At 37.6% G+C, this 237-nt stretch carries 1 pseudogene; it reads left to right on the forward strand.

The features are described from left to right. Window positions 1-237: pseudogene (locus tag V6260_RS18670) on the forward strand (polyribonucleotide nucleotidyltransferase); the annotation flags it as partial.

Consider the following 237-nt stretch of genomic DNA (forward strand, 5'->3'; position numbering starts at 1 on the left):
GTATCATGTACTTCAAATTGTATTTCCGCGCTACAAATGGATATCAAAATTGAAGGTATCACTCAAGAAATCTTGCAATTTGCGCTTATGCAAGCAAAAGCTGCACGTTTACATATCTTAGAAGTGATGGATGAATCAATTTCTGCTCCTTCAGAAGAGCTATCAATGTTTGCTCCTCGCATATACACGATGAAAATTCCACAGAAGAAAATCGCTGAAGTTATTGGTAAAGGTGGC

Origin of the sequence: Pseudoalteromonas aliena (assembly GCF_038155085.1) — a bacterium.
Lineage (GTDB): Bacteria > Pseudomonadota > Gammaproteobacteria > Enterobacterales > Alteromonadaceae > Pseudoalteromonas > Pseudoalteromonas aliena_A.